Annotated in this window: 15 protein-coding genes; 12 read left to right on the forward strand and 3 right to left on the reverse strand. The window is 53.6% G+C overall.

The features are described 5' to 3' along the window. Positions 1-2 precede the first annotated feature (2 nt). The 10 genes from trpA to CCY01nite_RS13500 all read left to right on the forward strand — a co-directional run bounded on the left by trpA (position 3) and on the right by CCY01nite_RS13500 (position 9,842). The gene (trpA, locus tag CCY01nite_RS13455) at positions 3-770 is read left to right on the forward strand and encodes a tryptophan synthase subunit alpha (protein WP_146862355.1); all 768 of its coding nucleotides are present in this window, start codon (positions 3-5) and stop codon (positions 768-770) included. Position 771: 1 nt separating this feature from the next. After that, positions 772-1,365, forward strand: coding sequence for an imidazole glycerol phosphate synthase subunit HisH (gene hisH, locus CCY01nite_RS13460; RefSeq protein ID WP_146862358.1), 594 nt, complete (start codon positions 772-774; stop codon positions 1,363-1,365). After that, on the forward strand, positions 1,362-2,507 hold the full coding sequence (gene hisA / locus CCY01nite_RS13465; protein ID WP_146862361.1) for a 1-(5-phosphoribosyl)-5-[(5-phosphoribosylamino)methylideneamino]imidazole-4-carboxamide isomerase: 1,146 nt from the start codon (positions 1,362-1,364) through the stop codon (positions 2,505-2,507). Before hisH ends, hisA begins: the two co-directional genes overlap by 4 nt. After that, positions 2,507-3,262, forward strand: a complete 756-nt coding sequence (gene hisF / locus CCY01nite_RS13470) for an imidazole glycerol phosphate synthase subunit HisF (protein WP_146862363.1) — start codon at positions 2,507-2,509, stop codon at positions 3,260-3,262. Before hisA ends, hisF begins: the two co-directional genes overlap by 1 nt. A 44-nt stretch (positions 3,263-3,306) precedes the next feature. After that, positions 3,307-3,903, forward strand: coding sequence for a bifunctional phosphoribosyl-AMP cyclohydrolase/phosphoribosyl-ATP diphosphatase HisIE (gene hisIE / locus CCY01nite_RS13475; RefSeq protein WP_146862366.1), 597 nt, complete (start codon positions 3,307-3,309; stop codon positions 3,901-3,903). Beyond that, positions 3,900-4,988, forward strand: coding sequence for a TlpA disulfide reductase family protein (locus CCY01nite_RS13480; protein ID WP_146862369.1), 1,089 nt, complete (start codon positions 3,900-3,902; stop codon positions 4,986-4,988). Before hisIE ends, CCY01nite_RS13480 begins: the two co-directional genes overlap by 4 nt. A gap of 79 nt (positions 4,989-5,067) precedes the next feature. Next, positions 5,068-6,198: a TlpA disulfide reductase family protein gene (locus CCY01nite_RS13485; RefSeq protein WP_146862372.1), complete on the forward strand. Its 1,131-nt coding sequence runs from the start codon at positions 5,068-5,070 to the stop codon at positions 6,196-6,198. Positions 6,199-6,420: 222 nt separating this feature from the next. Continuing rightward, positions 6,421-7,557 (forward strand): carboxypeptidase-like regulatory domain-containing protein, encoded by a 1,137-nt coding sequence (locus tag CCY01nite_RS13490; protein WP_146862375.1) that lies wholly within the window; start codon positions 6,421-6,423, stop codon positions 7,555-7,557. Between the two features lie 22 nt (positions 7,558-7,579). Further along, positions 7,580-7,939, forward strand: coding sequence for a BlaI/MecI/CopY family transcriptional regulator (locus CCY01nite_RS13495; RefSeq protein WP_146862377.1), 360 nt, complete (start codon positions 7,580-7,582; stop codon positions 7,937-7,939). Between the two features lie 25 nt (positions 7,940-7,964). Then, positions 7,965-9,842, forward strand: a complete 1,878-nt coding sequence (locus CCY01nite_RS13500; RefSeq protein ID WP_146862380.1) for a T9SS type A sorting domain-containing protein — start codon at positions 7,965-7,967, stop codon at positions 9,840-9,842. A gap of 3 nt (positions 9,843-9,845) precedes the next feature. Here CCY01nite_RS13500 and CCY01nite_RS13505 read toward each other — a convergent pair whose 3' ends face one another. Continuing rightward, on the reverse strand, positions 9,846-10,883 hold the full coding sequence (locus CCY01nite_RS13505) for a formylglycine-generating enzyme family protein (protein ID WP_146862383.1): 1,038 nt from the start codon (positions 10,881-10,883) through the stop codon (positions 9,846-9,848). Between the two features lie 143 nt (positions 10,884-11,026). Between CCY01nite_RS13505 and CCY01nite_RS13510 the strand changes: the two genes are divergently transcribed. Then, positions 11,027-12,379: a GH1 family beta-glucosidase gene (locus CCY01nite_RS13510; protein ID WP_146862386.1), complete on the forward strand. Its 1,353-nt coding sequence runs from the start codon at positions 11,027-11,029 to the stop codon at positions 12,377-12,379. On the opposite strand, the gene CCY01nite_RS13515 is transcribed toward CCY01nite_RS13510, so the two are convergent. After that, the gene (locus CCY01nite_RS13515; RefSeq protein ID WP_146862389.1) at positions 12,357-12,740 is read right to left on the reverse strand and encodes a helix-turn-helix transcriptional regulator; all 384 of its coding nucleotides are present in this window, start codon (positions 12,738-12,740) and stop codon (positions 12,357-12,359) included. The genes CCY01nite_RS13510 and CCY01nite_RS13515 overlap by 23 nt on opposite strands. 101 nt (positions 12,741-12,841) lie before the next feature. Between CCY01nite_RS13515 and CCY01nite_RS13520 the strand changes: the two genes are divergently transcribed. Continuing rightward, on the forward strand, positions 12,842-13,702 hold the full coding sequence (locus CCY01nite_RS13520) for a lysophospholipid acyltransferase family protein (RefSeq protein ID WP_146862392.1): 861 nt from the start codon (positions 12,842-12,844) through the stop codon (positions 13,700-13,702). A gap of 173 nt (positions 13,703-13,875) precedes the next feature. Here the strand turns inward: CCY01nite_RS13520 and bamG are convergent, their stop codons facing one another. Then, positions 13,876-15,108, reverse strand: coding sequence for a BamG family beta-barrel-assembly machinery protein (gene bamG / locus CCY01nite_RS13525; RefSeq protein WP_146862395.1), 1,233 nt, complete (start codon positions 15,106-15,108; stop codon positions 13,876-13,878). Positions 15,109-15,113: the final 5 nt, after the last annotated feature.

A 15,113-nucleotide genomic window follows, 5' to 3' on the forward strand; every position in this document is an offset into this window, starting at 1 on the left:
CCATGAATCGCATCGATCAACTTTTTCGCAACAAACCGCAACGCATCCTCAATATATATTGCACCGCCGGGTTCCCGGCGCTCAACGATACCGTTTCTGTTGTGGAAGCCCTGCAGCAAAGCGGCGCGGACATGGTGGAACTGGGCATGCCCTTCTCCGATCCGCTGGCGGACGGTCCCGTTATACAGGACAGCAGCACCCGCGCCATCGCCAACGGCATGCGCATCAGCGTGCTGTTCGATCAGCTGAAAGGCTTCCGCGATCGTGTAAGCCTCCCCGTTATACTGATGGGATATATGAACCCCGTGCTGCAGTTCGGCGTGGAGAACTTCTGCAAAAAGTGCGCGGAAGTGGGCATTGACGGTTTAATATTGCCGGACCTGCCGATGGATGAATACGAGCATGAATACAAGCCGCTGTTCGAACAATACGGTCTTCATCTCATCTTCCTCGTAACGCCGGAAACCAGCGAAGCGCGCATCCGCAAAATAGACAGCCTCAGCAAAGGCTTCGTGTACGCCGTATCTTCCTCCTCCACTACGGGGAAAGACAAGGTGATGGCGGACCAGCAGGTTTATTTTGCCCGCCTGAAGGCGATGGAATTGAAGAATCCCGTACTGATCGGCTTCGGCATCAGGGATCGCGGCACCTTCGAGACCGCCTGCACCAACAGCAATGGCGCCATTATCGGCAGCGCTTTTGTGAAAGCCATCGAAAACAGTACTAACTTGCAGCACGATATTCAAAGTTTTGTGAAAGGCATTATATGATATGAAAACAGCCATCATCAAATACAACGCCGGCAACATCCGCTCCGTGCTCTTCGCCCTGGAACGCCTGGGCATGCAGGCCACGGTCACCGACGACCCGGAAGAACTGCTGGCGGCGGACAAAGTCATCTTCCCCGGCGTGGGAGAAGCCAGCACCGCCATGAACTACCTCCGGGAAAGGAAGCTGGACCAGCTCATCCGCGACCTCAAACAGCCCGTGCTCGGCATCTGCCTCGGCATGCAGCTGTTATGCAAACATTCCGAAGAGAACGATACGGACTGCATCGGCATTTTCGACCTGCCGGTGAAGAAATTCGAATCGCCGGTAGACAACCTGCTGAAGATCCCGCAGATCGGCTGGAACAACATCGCCGGCCTGCACAGCGTCATCTTCGAGCATGTGCCGGAGAACTCCTACATGTACTTTGTGCACAGCTACTACGCCGCGCTGGGGCCGGAAACCACCGCCATCGCCAATTACGTGATCAACTACAGCGCCGCGCTGCAGAAAGATAATTTTTACGCCGTGCAGTTCCACCCGGAGAAATCCGCGGACGCAGGGCAAAACCTGATTGAAAGTTTCCTGAAACTGTGAGCGTATCCATTAGAAATATCACTACGGAAGACACCCTGCACCTGCGCAGGGACGTATTATATCCGCACTGGCAGCTGGAACAGGTACGGGTAGATCATGACGATGACGGCCTGCATTTCGGATTATATGAAGGGAGAGAGCTGGTAACGGTCGTTTCCCTGTTCATCAGCGGCGCATCCGCACAGTTCCGTAAACTGGCCACCGCCGCGCATTGCCGCGGCAAAGGATATGGCAAACGGATGATGCAGCACATCAGCAATGTTTGCCTCCGCCACAACGTCCGGACGCTTTGGTGCAACGCCCGGGATTCCGCCGAAACTTTTTATTTACAGCTGGGCTTCACACGCACCAGCGACATATTTTACAAAGACGATATTGCATTCTATAAAATGGAGATCAGCCTGGAACCAAAGACAGCTGCAAGTTTCAGCATCATTCCCGCTATCGATATCATAGACGGGAAATGCGTACGCCTCACGCAGGGCGATTACAGCCAGAAAAAAGTATATAACGAACATCCGCTCGAAGTAGCGAAGGAATTTGAGGCCAGCGGCATTCAACGGCTCCACCTGGTGGACCTCGACGGCGCCAAAAAAGGCGCTGTGGTGAACTGGAAAGTGCTCGAAACCATCGCCGGGAAAACCGGGATGGTCATTGATTTTGGCGGCGGCATCAAAAGTGATAAGGACGTAGCCATCGTGTTTGAAAGCGGCGCCGCCATGGCTACCATCGGCAGCGTAGCCGTCAAGCAGCCCGATCTGTTTTTCCGCTGGCTGGGAGAATACGGGGCAGACAAAATGTTTCTCGGCGCGGATGTCAAGGAAGAAAAAATTGCGGTAGGCGGATGGCTGGAAACCACGGAGCTGAGCGTCTTCGATTTCCTGCAGGCCAATATGGAAAAGGGCGTTACGCAGGTATTCTGTACGGACATTGCGAAGGACGGATTGTTGCAGGGCGCGTCCACAGAGCTGTACCGCAAGATCATTGAAAAGCTGCCCGGCATACAGCTGACCGCCAGCGGTGGCGTCAGCCGTATCGAAGATGTAGAAGAGCTGCAGGCCGCCGGCCTCGCCGGCGTGATCATCGGCAAAGCGATCTACGAAGGACGCATCACATTAGCGGAATTAAAGAAATTTATATAATGCTTACAAAACGCATCATACCCTGCCTGGATATCAAGGACGGACGCACGGTGAAAGGCGTCAATTTCGAGAACATCCGCGATGCCGGCGACCCCATCGAACTGGGAGCGCTCTATGCGCAACAGGGCGCGGACGAACTGGTGTTCCTGGACATCACCGCTACCAACGAGCGCAGGAAAACACTCTCCGAACTGGTGACCCGCATCGCGCGGCATGTGAACATCCCCTTCACCGTCGGCGGCGGCATCTCTTCCGTGGAAGACGTGAATGTGCTGCTTAACGCCGGTGCAGACAAAGTATCCGTAAACACGGCCGCCTTCCGGAGCCCGCAGCTGCTCAACGACCTTTCCCGCGAATTCGGCAGCCAGTGCATAGTGCTGGCTATCGATACACGGTTTGAGGACGGCGACTGGTTCGTATACCTCAACGGCGGCCGCGTAAAAACAGATACCCGCACGGAAGACTGGGCCAAAGAAGCGGTAGACCGCGGTGCGGGCGAGATACTGCTCACCTCCATGAATAACGACGGAACAAAGCAGGGCTTCGCGCTGGACATCACCGGCCGGCTGTCCGAAAACCTGAACGTGCCCGTTATCGCCTCCGGCGGCGCCGGCACCATGGAGCATTTTGCCGATGTATTTGAATTTGCGCATGCGGACGCAGCCCTCGCCGCCAGCATTTTCCACTACAAGGAAATGGAAATACCGGACCTGAAGAATTACCTCTACCACAGAGGCATCCAGATCAGGTTTTAGGCGTAACTTTACAAATTGTTTTATTATATTTAATCATAATATAGATGCAGGTAGATTTTTCCAAGTCACCGGACGGGCTAGTGCCCGCCATCATCCAGGACGCCATCACCAACAAGGTGCTGATGCTCGGATACATGAACCGTGAAGCGCTGGACAAAACGCTCGCGGAAGGAAAGGTGACTTTTTTCAGCCGTTCAAAGAACAGGCTGTGGACAAAAGGAGAAGAGAGCGGTAATTTCCTGCACTTGCAGCATACGGCTGTGGATTGTGACGGTGATACGCTGCTTTTTAAGGTACATCCCGTAGGGCCTGTTTGCCACACCGGCACAGACACCTGCTGGGGAGAAAAGAACAAGGAAGCAACGGCTTTCCTGCATTCCCTGGAACAGGTGATCCGCGACCGTAAAAGCAATCCCACGGAGAAATCGTACACCGCGTCCCTCTTCGCCAAAGGCATCAATAAAATAGCGCAAAAGGTAGGAGAGGAAGCCGTGGAAGTGGTGATTGAAGCAAAAGATGATAACGATGAACTCTTTTTGAATGAATCAGCGGACCTGCTGTTTCACTATTTGATACTGCTGCAGGCCAAAGGCTTTACGCTGGAGGATGTAGTGACCATTTTAAAAGACCGGCATAAATGAAAAACGTAACGCTCCTTGTGCTTTGCATGGCAGCGGCCATCGCAACCAGCGCGCAATTTACCGTGAAAGGAAAGATCAGCGGGGCAGACAGCCTGCACCTCGTGTTCCTGAGTGAAGATGGACAAACCAGGGATACGGTGCAATTGTTCGATGAGGGGGAATTCTCGTTTACCACAAAACATAAACCGGGAAAAGACGATATGTTCGCGTTGCTGCTCGAAGGCTTGCCCGCGCCCATGCTCTTCCTCGCCGAGCAGCCGCTGGTGGAGGTGGAAGGCGAAAAACAGCATTTTCCGGTAGCCGCCGTGCAGGCCGGCCAGCAGACGCAATGGATGCAGGAGTATCATCTTGCCTACCAGTCCGTGATCCAGAAAGCCATGAAACTCAATATGGAAGCGGCCGGCATAGAGGGTGACGACGAAGCGGGAAAAGAAGCCTTCCGGCAGAAAGCGCAGGCATTTGAAAAGGAAGTGCTGATGACCGGCCTTACGTTCATCAAGGATCATCCGAAAGCGCATGCCAGCCTGTTTTTATTGATGAATGAGCTGAAAAGCAGGTTGACGGAAGAGCAGTTCATAGAGCTGTTCAAGGGGCTGGACCCCGGGGTGAAGAACAGCCGCCTTGGCAAAAGCGTGGCCGCGCAGGTAGCCGCCATGGAGCAGTCCACCAAAGCATCCGGCGAAGCCATTGAATTTGAACAGAAAGATCCGCAGGGCAAGCTGGTAAAGCTGTCCTCTTTCCGCGGCAAATACGTGCTCATCGATTTCTGGGCCAGCTGGTGCGGTCCCTGCAGGATGGAAAATCCCAACGTGGTAGCCGCTTACCACCAGTTTAAAGATAAAAATTTTACCATACTTGGTGTGTCGCTCGACAAAAGCCGTGGTGACTGGCTGGAGGCTATTGAGCAGGACGGGCTGGTATGGACGCAGGTTTCCGACCTGAAAGGCTGGGGCAATGAAGCAGCGCAGCTCTACGGCGTACGCGGCATTCCGCAGAACTTCCTCATCGACCCGAAGGGCAAGGTGATCGCCACCAACCTGAGAGGCAAAGCCCTGGAACAAAAACTGGCAGCAATCTTGCAGTAACCGCTTATCATTTTGAAGTTGCTTTTCCCCGCGCGATAAAGCAAATTTGTCAGAGTTAAAATCATAAACATAACCAAGCATGAAGAAATTGATCCTTGCAGCGGCGCTGTTGTGCCCCGTTGTGCTAACCGCACAAAAGAAGGCAAAGGAGAAGCCCTACACCATCCAGGGCACCATTGCAAAGCAGGACGCTCCCGCCAAAATAACCCTCAGATACAGGAAAGACGGTAAAACGGTGACAGACACCGCCATGACGGTGGATGGTAAATTCGTTTTTAAAGGGACCGTGCCCGAACCCATGCAGGTACAGCTGGTGGCGGATGTTCCCAAATCCGAAACCAATATGTACGGCAAGGCCGAAGTAGCGGCTGTTTTCCTGGCGCCCGGCACCACCACGATCACGGTAGACGAACTGGGTGAAAAAGGAAAGGCCACCGGCACTGCCGCGCAGGAAGATTACAACCAGTTGAATGCCTTGCTGGATCCGCTTTACAAACAAAGCAACGACCTGAATAAGGAATACCGCAAGCTCCGTGAAGCAAAAGACGAAGCCGGTATGAAGAAACTGGAATCCCGCTTTGAAGAGCTGGAAGCCAGCCGCAAAGCCGTGCTGAACAAGTATCTGGAAGATCATTCCAAATCCGCGCTCGGCGTGTACGTGCTTTCACAGGTGGCAGGTTACGACCTGGATCCCGAAAAGATCGACCCGCTGTTCAAAAAGCTGTCCAAAGACGTACGTAAAACGCCGTCTGGCCAACAGTTCGAAGAACGCCTCGAAATCGCGAAGAAAGTAAGAGTGGGCAACCCCGCCATCGAGTTCAGCCAGAACGATCCCGCCGGCAAATCCGTAAGCCTCGCTTCCTTCCGCGGCAAGTACGTGCTGGTAGACTTCTGGGCAAGCTGGTGCGGCCCCTGCCGCGCGGAAAACCCCAACGTGGTGAAAGCTTTCAATACTTATAAAGACAAAGGCTTCACCGTACTGGGCGTTTCCTTCGACGATAACAAGGAAAAATGGGTGGACGCCATTTCCAAGGATGAACTGGAATGGACGCAGGTGTCCGACCTGAAAGGCTGGGCCAACGAAGTGGGCAAAATGTACGGCATCCGCGCCATCCCGCAGAACCTCCTGCTGGACCCCGAAGGCAAGATCGTAGCGAAAAACCTCCGCGGCGAAGCGCTCGAAAGCAAGCTGGCAGAGCTGTTCAAATAAAATTTGCATCAAGATAACCAGGGCTGACCAACATACCGGTCGGCCCTTTTTTAATATTATTTTACCAAATCCCGCCACCACAACCCCAAGACAAGGAGAACACAAGGAGAAGACAAGGAGAGCAGAAGGAGAACAGGGGTAATTTCCTATCATTCCTGAAAAATCCTCCAAAAATATTTGTCGTTCTACGAATAATTCGTAGATTTACGATAGGTTCGTATTATGAAGCATGTAGTTGGATTATTTGCCTGGATATTGATTTGTACGTCACCAGTCGTCGCGCAGTCAACTTTCCGCATCACCGGAAAAGTGCAGGATGAAAAGGGAAAACCGCTGCCATTCGCCAGCGTGTTCCTCAACCAGACGACCATCGGCGACCGCACCACGGAGCAGGGCGATTTTTCCATACAGCAGGTGCCCTCCGGCAAATATGAGCTGATCGTTTCCTATCTTGGTTATGAGCCGCTTTTGATACCGCTCACGGTAGATAAAGACATCAGCGGCGTAACGGCCACGCTCAAACCAAAAGCCGGTCAGCTGAAAGAAGTGGTGGTGAAAAGGAATGCCGAGCGTGACAGGTGGATGAAGGTGTTCAGGGAAACATTCCTCGGCAAGAGCAATAACGCCAGACAATGCACGATCCTGAACGACGAGATCATCGATCTGCAGTACAACATGGTCAGTAACAGGCTTAGCGCCGCTTCCGACGATTTCATCATCATCGAGAACAAGGCGCTCGGGTATAAGATCAGGTTCCTGCTGATCAATTTCGACATAAACTTCAGAACAGGCTATTCCATTTATTATGGTAATCCCCTGTTCGAACCGATGCGGCCGAAGAACAAAAGGCAGGAGAAAAAATGGCTGGCCGCCAGAGAGAAAGCCTGGAACGGCTCCTCCACTCAGTTCTTTAACAGTCTTGTTCATCACCGTTTACAGGAAGACGGATTCGAAGTGCGGAAGCTGGTGAGAAAGGAGCGGAGCAAAGATTTTGAGCCGCCGGCGGGAAACGACAGCGCAAAGGTGCTGAAGCCCGGCCTGTTCTCCCGGCACGTCAGCTACCTGTACACCGCCATCCTGCCGTACGACAGCATCTACCGGAAAACGGACAGCGGCTATGTGCTTCATTTCCACGACTACCTGCACGTCACCTACACGAAAGAAAAGGAGGGCAGGGATTACCTCGGTGAAGGCAGCAAAGCCAAACCGGGCGACCAGCTTTCGGTGATGAGCATCCTGGAACCGGAAGTGCCGCTGGACATGAACGGCATACTGGAATCGCCCGTCAACGTGCTGTACGAACAATACTGGGGATGGGAAAAAATGGCGGAAATGCTGCCGCTGAACTATAAACGCTGATATCAATTTCAATCCTTTTTATATGGAAAAACTTACCAAACAGGAAGAAGCAGCCATGCAGGCGATATGGAAAGCCGGAAAAGGCTTCGTGAAGGATTTCCTGGAAGCGCACGCCGCCCCGGCGCCTCCTTACACCACACTGGCGTCCACTATTAAAAACCTGGAGAAGAAGGGGTATGTGGACGCAAAGAAGATTGGTAACGTTTATGAATATACGCCAACCATCGGAGAGGGCGAATACAAAAAGAAGTTCATGAACGGGTTCGTGAAGGACTACTTCGAGAATTCCTACAAGGAGCTGGTCACCTTTTTCGCAAAGGACAAGAAGATCAGTCCGGATGAGCTGAAAGAGATCATCAACATGATCGAGAACAAGAAATAAGATTCATGGCGTAAACAACCGAGGCATGTCTGAACTGATTTTATACCTGATCAAAGCAAATATTGCGCTTTGCATGTTCTACCTGGCTTACCGCCTGGGCTTGCGCAGATTGACCTTTTATACCCTCAACCGGTACTTCCTGTTGTCCGGCATCGTTTTTTCCTCCCTTTTCCCGCTGGTGGACGTGAATGATTTTGTGAACCGTCATGAAACGCTGGCGCAGCAGGCCGTTATTTATCTGCCGGATTTCAACGCATGGCAGCAGGCGGCGCAGCCGGAGCCTTTCAGCATCTGGACCTTCATGGAATGGATGTTCTGGGCCGGTGTGGCCGTGATGGCGGTGCGCCTGGGCGTTCAGCTGGTTTCCCTGCTGTTCCTGCACCGGAAAACAAGCTCCGCCAATATCCTGGACCGCCGGGTGCGGCTGATGCGTGCCTCCATGAACCCGTTCTCTTTCTTCCGCCATATATACGTGAATCCATCGTTACATGGCCCCGATGAGTTAAAAGCCATTCTGCAGCACGAGTCCATTCACGTAAGGGAATGGCACTCTGCAGATGTGCTGATGAGCGAGCTGAACCAGGTGTTCTACTGGTTCAATCCCGGCGCATGGCTGATGAAAACGGCGGTGAAGGAAAACCTCGAGTTCCTGACGGACCGTACCATGCTCCGCACCGGCGTAGACCGGAAGGCGTACCAGTACAGCCTTGTGCAGGTAAGCGCGGCGCAGTTCGCCGCCGGCATTGCCAACAACTTTAATTTCTCTCATCTTAAAAACCGCATCAAAATGATGAACAAGCAAAGATCATCACGCTTTCATATTACCCGTTACGCCATTCTGGGTTGCATCGTGTGCGGCGTTCTTTTATCCCTGAACTTTACCAAAGCGGGTACCGTTGTGCAAGAAGCGGTACAGGAAGTGAAGGAAGCGATCATAGAAAAGCCGGTGGATACTATCGCCCCGCCGGCTAAAGCTCCCGTTGTTGTGGAGGAAAAGAAACCCGCGCTCAAAGGAAAAGCATCCGGCATCGTTATCACCACGGAGAAGATCAACGAAGAAATATCCGCCGCGCCGCAGGCTGAATCCGCCCCTGTAGCTACCACTTTCGGTGGTGAACCGGCGAAGATCAGGATAGGCGGGATGAGTGGTGATACTTCAAAGCAGCCCCTGATCCTGGTGGATGGAAAGGTGATGGAAAGAAATCTGAACGGTGTATTGCTGGAAGATATCGATCCTAATACCATACAATCCATCACCGTGCTCAAGGATCAGTCCGCCACCGCTATTTACGGCACAAAAGCAGCCAACGGCGTGATCCTGATCTCCACCAAAGCCAAAGCAAAAGAAAAGAACCCCGCGCTGCAGGAAGTGACCGTAGTGGGATATGGAAAAAAAGATAAGGACGATGTTGATTTCGGAGCGGTGAGCGAAGACGGCACACGTTCGCTGAAAGGTGTGGTAGTAGTAGGTTACGGCTCGAAAGAAGCTGCCACAACGGTAGAAGGCAAGCCCGGTTCACAGGTGAAAGTGGAGAACATTTCACTGGATGGTAAGCCCGCGCCGGACCTCAGCGCTAAAACGGTCAACGGTGTAAAGGTGGAAAACATCAGCCTGGAAGACGTAATGGCCAAAAAAGCCGCCGCCACGATCAGCGAATTCAAAACCTACCCGAACCCGACCAGCGGCACCGTGAACGTTTCATTCCAGCTGAAGGACAAGGTGGATAAGGGTTACATTGAAGTAACGGATGCCAGCGGCAAGCCGGTATACCGCAAATCCATCAACGGCCTCACGGGCAATTACAACGGGCAGATCGATCTGGGCCGTTTCCCCGCGGGCGTTTATTACCTCGTGCTCGCGAAAGACAAAGCCAGGATATCTTCCAAAATTGTGAAGAAATAAGTATTAGCGGACGCTCCTGGCGCAGCGGAACCCGAGGTTCGACAAACCTGATTCCGGCGTCGTTTTCATCCGCGCGGAAACCCGGTACCCCCGGCAATATTCATCGCTGCACATAAAAGAGCCGCCGCGGATCACACGCTTGGGCGAGTTGGGGTCCGCCGGATCATAAGGCGTATCCGGGCCTCCGGGGTTGGCGGCGCCGGGCTGCACTTCGTTATAGTAGTTGCTGGCGTACCAGTCCGCCGTCCACTCCCAAACGTTGCCGGACATGTCGTACAGCTTGTAACCGTTGGCCGCGAAGGATTTCACCGGCGCGATGTTATAAAATCCATCCGATTCCGTGTTTTCATAAGGGAAATGCCCGCTCCATATATTGGCTTTGGCTTTGCCCACCTGCGGAAGCTCCGTACCCCAGGGAAAGGGTTGCCCCTTCAGGTTTCCCCTGGCCGCAAACTCCCATTCGGCTTCTGTGGGCAGCCGCTTGCCCGCCCATTTGGCGTAAGCCTGCGCATCTTCCCAGGAAACATGTATGACAGGAAATTGATCTTTTCCGTTGATATCGCTGCCCGGCCCTTCGGGGTGCTGCCAGTCCGCCCCCAGCTCAAAACGCCACCACTGCCCCACATTGTTCAGGTCCACCGCATGATCGGTAGGCGTGAACACCAGTGAGCCCGGCAACAGCATGGAGCTGTCCGGTTCCGGGGAGCCCGGCGGCAGGCTGCGCATATATTCTTCTTTACTGATCGGCCTTTCCGCCGTTGTGATGTAGCCCGTAGCTTTTACGAACGCCCTGAATTCCGCGTTGGTCACCTCATGCTCATCGATCCAGAAAGAATCGATCTTCACCGCATGCCGCGGATATTCATCCGGCATGCCGGTATTGTCGTCCGCCCCCATTTCATATTCACCCCCCGGAATGAGGACCATCGGGTTCAGTTGCGCTATAACAGGCGGTACGGCTACCTGTTGCTGTTCCGGAGCGGCCGTATGGCAGGCCGCGAGCAGGGAAATTCCAATAACGGTGGAGTAAAGCTTCATCATACTGCACAAATTTACATCGCAGGATCGTGAAATCAATGCCGCAAGCCCGGATTGTCAAATTGTTAAATTAATGCGGAAATGCGGCCGCCACTGCCCGAAGCGGCCATATTATACGTATTTTGATCTCTAATCATCAATTCAACATGTCTTTCAGCCGTAGCGACTTTGGCACTGATTTCAAATGGGGCGTGGTGATCTCCGCTTTTCAGAACGAAGGCGCGTTTGATGCGGACGGCAAGGGGCTTTCTATCTGGGACGCTTTCACGCGCCGCAAAGGCAAGATCAAAGACAGCACGCATGCCTGCACGGCCTGTGATTTTTACAGCCTTTACCTCGAAGATATCCGGCTGGCGAAGCAAATGGGCTTTGATGTTTTCCGTTTCTCCCTTTCCTGGCCGCGCATCCTGCCGGACGGCGCCGGCCGCGTGAACCAGACCGGCATCGACTTTTACCACAAAGTGATAGACGCCTGCCTCGAAGCCGGCCTGGAGCCTTATGTGACGCTGTACCACTGGGATCTCCCGCTGGCGCTGGAACAAAAGGGCGGATGGTGCCACCGCGGCACGGTGCATGCGTTCGAGGATTTCGCAACCCTCTGCGCCCGCGCGTACGGCCACAAAGTGAAGAACTGGATCGTGCTGAACGAGCCTTTCGGGTTTACGTCGCTGGGCTATATGCTCGGTGTGCATGCGCCGGGGAAATTCGGGCTGTCCTATTTCCTGCCCGCCGTGCATCACGTAACGATGGCGCAGGCCGCCGGTGGGCGTGTGCTGCGGGCGGAAGTACCGCAGGCGAGGATCGGCACTACCTATTCCTGCTCGCATATCATTCCCTACACACAGAATAACAATGACCAGCAGGCTGCCAGGCGCGCCGATGCGCTGTTCAACCGCCTTTTTATTGAGCCCGCACTGGGACTGGGATATCCGGTGGATGCGTTTCCGCTGCTGCAGCGCATCGAGCGGCGTTATGCGTTATGGCGGGATTGGGACAAGCTGGCGTTTGATTTTGATTTCATCGGGATACAGAACTATTTTCCGCTGGTGGTGCGGTACAATGCTTTTATGCCGTATGTGCAGGTGTCTGAAGTGAAGGCGCGTTATCGCAATGTGCCGCTTACATCGCTGGGCTGGGAGATCAGCGGGAACGGCATGTACAATATCCTGCGGCAGTTCGCGGCATATGACGGTGTAAAGGAGCTGATCGTTACGGAAAGCGGCGCGGCGTTCGATGATCAATTGCTCAACGGAAGGGTGGAGGACGAATCACGCATACAATACTTCCGCGAGTATCTCGAATCGGTGCTGCACGCAAAACGTGCGGGCGTTCCCGTTACAGGTTATTTTGTGTGGACGCTGACCGATAATTTTGAATGGGCCGAAGGTTACCGCGCAAAGTTCGGGCTGGTGCATGTGGATTTTGAAACGCAGCAGCGTACGGTGAAAGCCTCCGGCCAGTGGTTCCGCCAGCTGCTCAACGCATCTTCACCGGGCTGACCCCGAATTTCTTCTTGAACGAATGACTGAAATGCGACAATGAAGCATATCCTGTTTCGTACGCGATATCCGTTAATGATTTATCTCCTTCCAATACATCCTGCTTCGCCAGTTCCAGCCGGTGATCGCTCAGGTAACCAAAAACAGAATTGGCGAACACCTGCCGGAAGCCCGCTTTCAGCTTGAACTCGTTCAATCCCGCGCGGATGGCGAGCGCCGGCAGGGTAGGCGGGTTGCGGATGTCTTGCAGGATGATGTCCCGCGCCAGCCGCACGTTGCGGATGTCCGCGGTGGACAGCTTTACGATCCGCTCCTCCCTGAACAGCACTTCCCGCGAATCGTTGGTGATCACTACGCTCATATAAACAATAACGGAATTGGCGGCAGCTACCCCTATGCCCGCCAAAAAAATATAATCCCGATTATACAACTGCGAAACAAAAGCGCAATGGAAATTGCAGCATGAACCTGAAACACCTCGCGCTAACGCCTGTTCTCGCTGTCGCCGGTTTGCTGAACCTGCTGCCGTATTTCATGCGGAAGGGTTTGCAGCAGCTGATATTCACCCTCCTGTTCCGGGTGTTCAACTACCGCTACAACGTAGTGCTGCAGAATTTATCCCGCTCACTGCCCGGAAAATCCTATGCGGAAATCAAAGCGATCGCTATAAAATTCTACCGGCATTTCAGCGGGCTTTTCCTGGAGATCACCGCTTTGATGGTAACGCCGGCAAAACGGCTGAAGCGCCACCTGCATATCGTCAATCCCGAACTGCCGGCCGCATACTGGCATCAAAGAAATGTTGTGCTGATGCTCGGGCATTACGGGAACTGGGAATGCCTGAACGTGTTGCCGCAATTTTTTCCGGTGGATGTATACGCTGTATACAAGCCGCTTTCCAGCGGATATTTTGATTCGCTGATGTACCACGTCCGCACCCGCTTCGGGATGAAGCTGCTGCCGGCGGGGCAGGTGGCGCGCCATATGCTGCTGCACCGGGATCAGCCCAACGTGTATATTTTCATTGCGGACCAGTCGCCGCCCCCCGGCGCAAAATGTAAAGTGGATTTCCTGCACCAGCCTACCAGCCTGTTCGCGGGTGCGGAAAAGCTGGCGAAGGCAGCGGATGCAGTGGTGTTGTATACGACCGTGAAAAAAAATGAACAGCTGCGGAGATGGGAAGTGTCTTTTTCATTGCTGACGGAGGAGCCTGCCACGCATGAGATCATGCGGTCTTTTGCGGCGCACCTGGAGCGGGACATCCTGCATGATCCGCCTTACTGGCTGTGGACGCACCGCCGCTGGAAACATCAAAATCAATGAATATGCTGTTGTTGATAATTGCCGTTATTTGTATGCTGCTGCTCGTGCCGGGCCTTTTGCTTGTTGTGTTTCATGAAGAACGCGGCAGGTAAAAGGAAGATCAGTTTTGGGGTGAGAATGTATAAAGGTTTATCAGTGCAAGTCTGATCCTCCGGTTTACCTGCCGCGTTGTTTTATAATTCCTTGAGTTTATAGAACCAGTTGTCCCGCAGGGAAAGGTGCAGCACTACGTTCACGAAGTTCTCCTGTATGAGCCCTTTTGAAGAAGTGCCCCGCTGCCCCGCTTCCAGCCCCAGGTAGTAGCGCAGATGACCTGTTCTGCTGGGCAGGGAAGCACCCACCGTCACGCCAAAGTCCCGCACCGGCTCATTCTTGATCTGCATGTACGCCGTATGGTAATTGATGCCTGCCTGCACGATCAGCCCTTCCACCTGTTTGTTATACTGGAACTTCTGAAAGGTATATTCCATGCCGCCGGAATAGCGGTTTGAATTAACGAATGTATAATCTCCCACGTCCTTGTTCACGCCTTTCCAGTTCTGCCGGCGGTAGTCCGCCAGCCAGGTGATGTGCCCGTTGGTCAGCGAAAGCCCGCCGCCGATCTGCTCCGGCAGGGTGAAGTTTTTGGACTTCAGCTTTTCTTCGAACAGCACCGTTTCATCCGTAAACCGGATGTAGAAATCCTCCTGCGTGGTGAGCTTTGTTTCAAAGCGGTAAGTGGCGCCCGCGCCGATCACCCATTGCCCGAGCTTTCCGGCGTATTGCATGCCGGTAGTGAAGTTGAAATTATGCATGAACTGCTTCTGCTCCGCGTACACATCTGTGGCGGCGCCGGTGCTGCCAAGGCTGTCTACCCGCGATATGGGGCCGAACAACAATGCGGATGAAAGGCCAACAGAGAAATTTTTCGTGAGTTGGAGCGCATTGGAGAAATACAGGCGGTTCAGGCCGCCGGTGCCTTCAATGGCGTTGCGGGTGCCCTGGTTGGTGCCTTCCACGTAGCGGGTGTTCAGCAGCTTGTAATCCACCCGGCTGTAAGGCATGAGGCCCACGCCGATGCCCCACATTTTGCTGGCTTTGAAGCCGATCGCAAACCGTTTGAAATTAATGTCGCCCGCATTCTGGTTAAGATTGGTGCCGTTGTACTGAAGGCTCTTGGCCGCGAGCGACGCTTCAAAGAAAAATGTTTCCATCGGCAACCGACCGTAGGAAGCGGGGTTCAGCTCGTTCAGGAAACTGCTGGAGCCGCGCGCGATGCCGGAGCTGCCCACGCCGAAGTTACGGCTGTAGTCCCTTTCCTCGAGGTCGCCGATACCGTATGAAGAATAAAGTGAATTAACGCCTTTCTGCGCCTGCACCTGTCCGGCGGCCAGCAATAAACAGCATCCTATGGTAAATATTCGCATCACAC

It is taken from the genome of Chitinophaga cymbidii, from assembly GCF_007992715.1.
GTDB classification, from domain to species: domain Bacteria; phylum Bacteroidota; class Bacteroidia; order Chitinophagales; family Chitinophagaceae; genus Chitinophaga; species Chitinophaga cymbidii.

Bases quoted from the DNA above. Each gene is read 5' to 3' on its own strand.
- hisIE (WP_146862366.1), top strand. From the start codon at position 3,307: ATGCAGGTAGATTTTTCCAAGTCACCGGACGGGCTAGTGCCCGCCATC.
- CCY01nite_RS13520 (WP_146862392.1), top strand. From the start codon at position 12,842: ATGAACCTGAAACACCTCGCGCTAACGCCTGTTCTCGCTGTCGCCGGT.
- CCY01nite_RS13490 (WP_146862375.1), top strand. From the start codon at position 6,421: ATGAAGCATGTAGTTGGATTATTTGCCTGGATATTGATTTGTACGTCA.
- CCY01nite_RS13510 (WP_146862386.1), top strand. From the start codon at position 11,027: ATGTCTTTCAGCCGTAGCGACTTTGGCACTGATTTCAAATGGGGCGTG.
- trpA (WP_146862355.1), top strand. From the start codon at position 3: ATGAATCGCATCGATCAACTTTTTCGCAACAAACCGCAACGCATCCTC.
- hisH (WP_146862358.1), top strand. From the start codon at position 772: ATGAAAACAGCCATCATCAAATACAACGCCGGCAACATCCGCTCCGTG.
- CCY01nite_RS13515 (WP_146862389.1), bottom strand. From the start codon at position 12,740: ATGAGCGTAGTGATCACCAACGATTCGCGGGAAGTGCTGTTCAGGGAG.
- CCY01nite_RS13505 (WP_146862383.1), bottom strand. From the start codon at position 10,883: ATGATGAAGCTTTACTCCACCGTTATTGGAATTTCCCTGCTCGCGGCC.
- CCY01nite_RS13480 (WP_146862369.1), top strand. From the start codon at position 3,900: ATGAAAAACGTAACGCTCCTTGTGCTTTGCATGGCAGCGGCCATCGCA.
- CCY01nite_RS13500 (WP_146862380.1), top strand. From the start codon at position 7,965: ATGTCTGAACTGATTTTATACCTGATCAAAGCAAATATTGCGCTTTGC.
- bamG (WP_146862395.1), bottom strand. From the start codon at position 15,108: ATGCGAATATTTACCATAGGATGCTGTTTATTGCTGGCCGCCGGACAG.
- CCY01nite_RS13495 (WP_146862377.1), top strand. From the start codon at position 7,580: ATGGAAAAACTTACCAAACAGGAAGAAGCAGCCATGCAGGCGATATGG.
- hisF (WP_146862363.1), top strand. From the start codon at position 2,507: ATGCTTACAAAACGCATCATACCCTGCCTGGATATCAAGGACGGACGC.
- CCY01nite_RS13485 (WP_146862372.1), top strand. From the start codon at position 5,068: ATGAAGAAATTGATCCTTGCAGCGGCGCTGTTGTGCCCCGTTGTGCTA.